5 protein-coding genes are annotated in these 5,782 nt (G+C 64.4%); 3 read left to right on the top strand and 2 right to left on the bottom strand.

Annotated elements, in window-relative coordinates; translation table 11 throughout:
• Positions 1-917 (bottom strand): aminotransferase class V-fold PLP-dependent enzyme (locus tag AC5JJ6_RS38370; RefSeq protein WP_496047081.1); only part of this gene is annotated, 917 nt, incomplete at its 3' end.
• A gap of 131 nt (positions 918-1,048) precedes the next feature.
• Between AC5JJ6_RS38370 and AC5JJ6_RS38365 the strand changes: the two genes are divergently transcribed.
• The 3 genes from AC5JJ6_RS38365 (at position 1,049) to wbaP (ending at position 4,949) form a co-directional block, all read left to right on the top strand.
• Positions 1,049-1,882 carry a PA2169 family four-helix-bundle protein gene (locus AC5JJ6_RS38365; RefSeq protein ID WP_496047080.1) on the top strand — a complete coding sequence of 278 codons (834 nt, stop codon included), beginning with the start codon at positions 1,049-1,051 and terminating at the stop codon, positions 1,880-1,882.
• A gap of 16 nt (positions 1,883-1,898) precedes the next feature.
• Complete coding sequence (locus AC5JJ6_RS38360) at positions 1,899-2,951, top strand: YihY/virulence factor BrkB family protein (protein ID WP_496047079.1); 1,053 nt, start codon at positions 1,899-1,901, stop codon at positions 2,949-2,951.
• A 537-nt stretch (positions 2,952-3,488) separates the two neighbouring features.
• Positions 3,489-4,949 (top strand): undecaprenyl-phosphate galactose phosphotransferase WbaP, encoded by a 1,461-nt coding sequence (wbaP, locus tag AC5JJ6_RS38355; protein WP_496047078.1) that lies wholly within the window; start codon positions 3,489-3,491, stop codon positions 4,947-4,949.
• A gap of 91 nt (positions 4,950-5,040) precedes the next feature.
• On the opposite strand, the gene AC5JJ6_RS38350 is transcribed toward wbaP, so the two are convergent.
• Positions 5,041-5,782: WecB/TagA/CpsF family glycosyltransferase (locus tag AC5JJ6_RS38350; protein ID WP_496047077.1), on the bottom strand; the 742-nt coding region annotated here is incomplete at its 5' end.

The following is a 5,782-nucleotide window of genomic DNA, read 5'->3' as shown; positions in this document are numbered from 1 at the left end:
GCGATGCGGGAGCGCAGCAGGTCGCCGAGGTTCCGCACCCGGTCCCAGATCGCATCCAGGCCCCAGCCCAGCGCGTAATCGACCGCAACTCCCAGGCCGATCTTCGCGGCGACGTTGCTTTCCCAGTTCTCGAACCGCCGGCCGTCGGCATGGATCTCATAGCGGTCGGGCGCCACCCAGGTCGCCGCATGATTGTCGAGGACGGGCGGCTCCAGCCGCTCCAGCAAGGTCTTCCGGACATACAGGAAGCCGGTGCCGCGCGGGGCTCTCAGGAACTTGCGGCCGGTCGCCGACAGCATGTCGCAGCCGAGTTGATCGACGTCGATCGGCATCTGGCCGGCGGTCTGGCAGGCGTCCAGCAGATAGGGGATGCCGTGACGCCGGGCAATCCGGCCTACGGCGGCCGCGGGATTGACCAGCCCGCCATTGGTCGGGATGTGGGTGATGGCGATCAGTTTCACGCGTCCGTCGATCATCCCGGCAAGGGCATCGACGTCGAGCTGGCCATGGCTGTCGTTGGGAATGGCCTCGACCACGGCGCCGGTGCGCCTGGCTACCTGGAGGAAGGGGATATAGTTGCTGGAGTATTCCGCCATCGACGTCAGGATGCGGTCGCCGGCGGCGAATGTCTGTGCCAGGCCGTAGAAGGCCATGTCCCAGCCGACCGTGGCGTTCTCGACGATGGCGACCTCTTCCCGCCGGCAGTTGAGCAGCGCCGCCACCGCATCGTAGGTGCGGCCGACCGCGTCGGCGGCCCTTGCCTCCGCCTCGTAGCCGCCGATCCGGGCCTCTAGGTGCAGGTGTCCGGTCACGGCGTCCAGGACGGGCTGGGGAATAAGGGCGGCGCCCGCATTGTTGAAGTGCGTGACATGGTTGACGCCGGGTGTTTCAGCCCTCGCGCGGTTCAAATCGATCATCCTGTCGGCCTCACCTTGTTTTCCTGAATCCGTGGTCGGACATGCGGTGTGGAGCCGGAACGGGCCTGTTCCGGAACACAGGCCCAGGCCCAGTGTTGAATGGCGGCAAATGGGGCATGGAGTATACCGGGATGAATCGCAATAACGACAATGACGACTTGAGAGCTTCGAGAGGACCGGAGCCCGGAACCGGTGCGTCCGACAGCAATGCCCAGAGCGGAAGCGAGGGGAACGCCGAACGCAGTCCGGACGAGATCGAGCGCGACATCGCCGATATCCGCTCCCGCATGGACCGCACGCTCGACGAACTCGAGTTCCGGCTGTCACCGGGGCAATTGACGTCCGGCGCCGTCGACCTGGTCAAGGACGTCATGCGCGGCAATCCCAGCCGGCTGGGCGACGCCATCCGCAACAACCCGATTCCCGTCGTCATGATCGGCATCGGGGCGCTATGGCTGGCCTTCGCGATGAACCGGCCGCAGCAGCCGCATGACGAAACGGGTCCCCGCCGTCTCAGCCGGCTCGGTCCCGATCAGATCGCCGAAGTGCTGTCGCCGCTGATCTCCGTAACGCTTCAGGGAGTGGACGGCCTGCGTCAGGCCGAAGCGAAGATTCTCGACAGCGACATCCAGGCGATCGTGCGCGAGATCGGCCAGCAGCACGAACGGGCGGCAGCGGCGCTCGACGCCGAGGTGCGCCGGCATGGCGCGACGCCGCTGGTCGGCGTCATGGCTCCCAGCCGTCCCCACCCGGCCTGGAGCGAATTGCGGCGGGCCTTGGTCACGGGCGAGGCCCCGGCCATCATCGCCGCTATCGAGAACGGCGAGGATTCGGCGCTCGAGTCCTTCCGCATGGCCCTTCACGCCGACCTTCCGGACGAAACCCGCGTAGTGGTCGGCGCGCATTTCCACGCCATCCAGCAGACCCACAACCGGATGAGCGCCCTCAAGAAGGCCACGTCATGAGCGGAGAGGTCTGACAATGCTTGGATTGAGCAAATCCGCCCACCGCGAAGTCATGGCGGATCGCTACATCGGTCCCAGCCAGGGGCGCAACAAGGGGAAGGACCGGGATCAGGCGCTGGCCCGCGGCGACGGCCGCGGACGCGAAGCCGACCATCCGCGCAAGATTCCGGCCAGAGGCTGGCGCGACATCCTGCTGCGGGTCAAGGACGAAACGTCCAAGGACAACATCTCCATGATCGCCGCCGGGGTCGCGTTCTATCTGATGCTGGCGATCTTCCCGATGCTCGCCGCCACCGTGTCGATCTACGGCCTCGTCGCCGATCCGATCGACGTGCAGCGGAACTTCGAAGCGATCGCCGGCGTGATTCCGGAGGAGGCACGCTCGATCATGGTCGATCAGTTGACCGCCGTGACCGCGGCCTCCGGCGGGCAACTGGGCTTCGGCGTGGTCTTGAGCATCGCGCTGACGCTGTGGAGCGCTTCGCGCGGGGTCATCGCCATGATCACGGCACTCAACATCGCCTATGACGAGAAGGAGTCCCGAAGCTTCTTCAGGCTCAACGCCATAGCGCTGGCACTGACGCTGGCGCTGATCGTCTTCATGATCGTCACCCTGGCGGTAGTCGTCGGCTTGCCGGTCGTGATCGGCTACCTGAACCTGGGCCAGACGGTCGAATGGGCGATCCGGCTGGCGCGCTGGCCGATCCTGGCCGTCGCCATCATCCTGGCGCTGGCCGTGCTCTACCGCTACGCGCCGGACCGCGATTCGCCCCGGTGGCGCTGGGTAAGCTGGGGAGCCATGGTCGCGACGGCGATCTGGCTGCTGGGGTCGGTCGCCTTCTCCGTCTATGTCTCCAATTTCGCCGATTACAACAAGACCTACGGCGCAATGGGAGCCGTCATCATCCTGCTGCTCTGGTTCAACCTGAGTTCCTTCGCGGTCCTGCTCGGGGCGGAACTCAATGCCGAGATGGAGCATCAGACGGCGCGCGACACGACGAAGGGCGCTGAGCGTCCGCTGGGGCAGCGCCGTGCCTATGTTGCGGACACCGTGGGACACAAGCCCTGAACGGCAGCCGCCGCGAAGCGGAAATCCATCGGATAGGCTAAGGCCGCCGTGGTATCTCTCTCAATTGTATTGGGTATTCGAGGTACTGCGGCGTCTGCCGCAACCATCGGCCACCCGGGCGCATTTTACCGGTGCTGGAACCGGGCGGTGCGGCATTCGCGTTGGCTGCCCATAGCGGCTTGAATGCAACACTCCTATGGAGGCAACAAGCGTAATACGGAAAGGATTCTGGATATATTTTGTTGATTCGCTAAGTATAGCCCTAGGTGGAAGTGGTAAAGCAGTGCCAGACAAGCATAGAATCGTTTAAGGCTCAAATTTTAAATTGTCGTGCGATTTCTGGGACCTGCCAACGGGCTTACGTCGATATTGTCCGGAGGCCAGGAGCCTTTTGTCTTTACCATTTCTTTCATACATGGGAATGTTGCAGTGCATTATAGGGTAATGCTACGCGGATGCTCTCGATCTCACCTTCGGTGAGAAGATGTGAATCAGCCGGTCTGCTGGCGTCCGGCAACCGGCGCGGGGAATTTCAGAATGCTCAATGACTTCCAGATTTCCGTAAAATCTGGTCCTGCTCAGAGAACGCGGGGGCAGCTTCGTTCGCTGCAGCCGGCTCTCTTCCAGTTCTTCGTCGACGCTACCGCAGTCTTTTGTTCTGTCCTGATCGCCCATATCGGCGTTCAGACCCTTTCTGCCGATGCTTTTGCGTTTTCTTTCGACGTCGCATACGAGGCCCAGGTCCTGGCCGGCATTCTCCTGGTCGTCCCGGCGTTGAAGGGCATGGTCGGGCTGTATCCCGGGTATGGCATGTCGCCGGTGGAGCGGCTCCGCAGGCAGTTCATGATCCTGCTGGGCACGGTGGTCGGCGTCACGATCCTCGATCTGCAGTTCAACGATTCGCACTGGCTGAACTCCGGGCTCCTGATGGCTCTGCTGGTGCTGGCGATCCTGATATGGGTTTCCGATGCCCTGGGACGCGGCGTGCTGATGCGCCTGCGTCTTTGGGGGCGTCCCTGCGTCGTCGTCGGCGCCGGCAAGACCGGCGTCGACATCGTCCGGCGTCTCGGCCAGAACGAGCACTTGGGATACAATCCCGTCCTGTTCATCGACGAGGATCCCGGCCGCTGGGGAACGACGGTGGAAGGGTTGCCCGTCGTGGCGCCGAGCGGCAACTCCGTCGACGAACGGCTGGAGCGCTATGCGTCGGTCGGCATCCTCGCCGTGCCCCACGACCAGCCGGAACGCCTTCAGGAGATGATCGGCAATCTCCCGTTCTCCACCATCCTGGTGGTGCCGGAATGGAACGGGATTCAAACCGTCAATACGCGGGTGCGGGACTTGTCGGGCATCCTGTCCCTGGAGGTCCGGCGGCCGCTGGGGGCCAGCGTGACGCCGATGCTGAAGCGAAGCTTCGACATCGTAACCTCGGCGCTGCTCCTGCTGCTGGTGACCCCCCTGCTCCTGCTGATCGCGGCCGGCATCAAGCTGGACAGCCGGGGGCCGCTGCTGTTCCGGCAGTCGCGCTGGGCCGGCGGCACGCGGTCGTTCCGGGCGCTGAAGTTCCGCACGATGCATGTCGATGCGGAGCGGCTGCTGCAGGAGCTTCTGGAGGCCGATCCCGTGCTCCGCCACGAGTACGAGATGTACCACAAGCTGACGCGCGACCCGCGCGTCACCCGTTTCGGCCGCATCCTGCGGAAGCTCAGCTTCGACGAACTGCCCCAGCTCTGGAACGTCCTGATTGGCGACATGAGCCTGATCGGTCCGCGTCCCTATATGCCGCACGAACTGGTCAGATACCCGCACCAGCAGGACGTGCTGGCGCGCGTCCGCCCCGGTATCACCGGCCTGTGGCAGGTCTCCGGCCGTCACCGCACGACCTTCGAGCGGCGGCTCGAACTGGATGTCTACTACGTCGAAAACTACTCGATCTGGCTGGATCTGCACGTCCTCATGCGGACGGTGTGGATCGTGATGAAGGCGGACGGGGCGTAAGCCGGCTCGACCGGCCGGAGCTGTCGTCAACAAAAGAGCCGCCGGGCATTTCTGCCCGGCGGCTCTTTTCGTTTTCGTTACCGTTCGGGCTTCAGCTCGAGGACCGTTCGGCCTCCGCGGCGGCCGCGGCACGGCGGCGTTTCCGGTTGGCGCCGGTCACCAGGAACCATGCGACGATCCAGGGTTCGACCAGATAGCGCCTCCAGAACCGGGCCGGGTCGCTGAGCAGCCGGTAAAGCCATTCCAGCCCCAGGGGAGCCAGCCAGCGCGGCGCCGTCGGGACGGCGCCGGCGAAATACTCCATGCAGGCGCCGCAGGTGCCGATGCAGTTGGTCCGCAGGCTGTCCCGGTTGGCCGAGATCCAGTGTTCCTGCCGGCCCATGCCCATGCCCACGATCAGGATATGGGGCTCGAACCGGTTGATGTGGCCGACCACGGCCGCATTCCCGGCGCTGCCGGGACGGGCGTCGAAGTAGCCGTTATGGCCGTCGATCGCCAGATCGGGATACTCGGCGCGCAGGCGTGCCAAGCCTTCGGTCAGCACCTCCTCGGTGCCGCCCAGATAGTAGACGCGCCATCCGGAGCGCTGGGCGCGCTCCATCAGGGGCAGGAACCAGTCGATCCAGCCGGTCCGGTGCCGGCCGTTGAGAGGCAGCCCCGCTGCCTTCCCGAGCCAGATGATCGGCGTGCCGTCGATATGGACGCAGGTCTTCTGGTCTTCGTGAAGGCTGCGGAATACGTCGTCCTTGAACAGCTTGTACATGCCGTGAAGGTTCAGGCTGGCAATGACGACCTGATCCTTCGCGGCGACGGAACGATCCATTAGGGTGAAC

The organism is Skermanella sp. (genome assembly GCF_059503625.1).
The sequence above is the reverse complement of the archived record's forward strand: the minus strand, read 5'-3'. Positions and strand labels throughout refer to the sequence as shown.

Bases quoted from the DNA above. Each gene is read 5' to 3' on its own strand.
- AC5JJ6_RS38365 (WP_496047080.1), top strand. From the start codon at position 1,049: ATGAATCGCAATAACGACAATGACGACTTGAGAGCTTCGAGAGGACCG.
- wbaP (WP_496047078.1), top strand. From the start codon at position 3,489: ATGCTCAATGACTTCCAGATTTCCGTAAAATCTGGTCCTGCTCAGAGA.
- AC5JJ6_RS38360 (WP_496047079.1), top strand. From the start codon at position 1,899: ATGCTTGGATTGAGCAAATCCGCCCACCGCGAAGTCATGGCGGATCGC.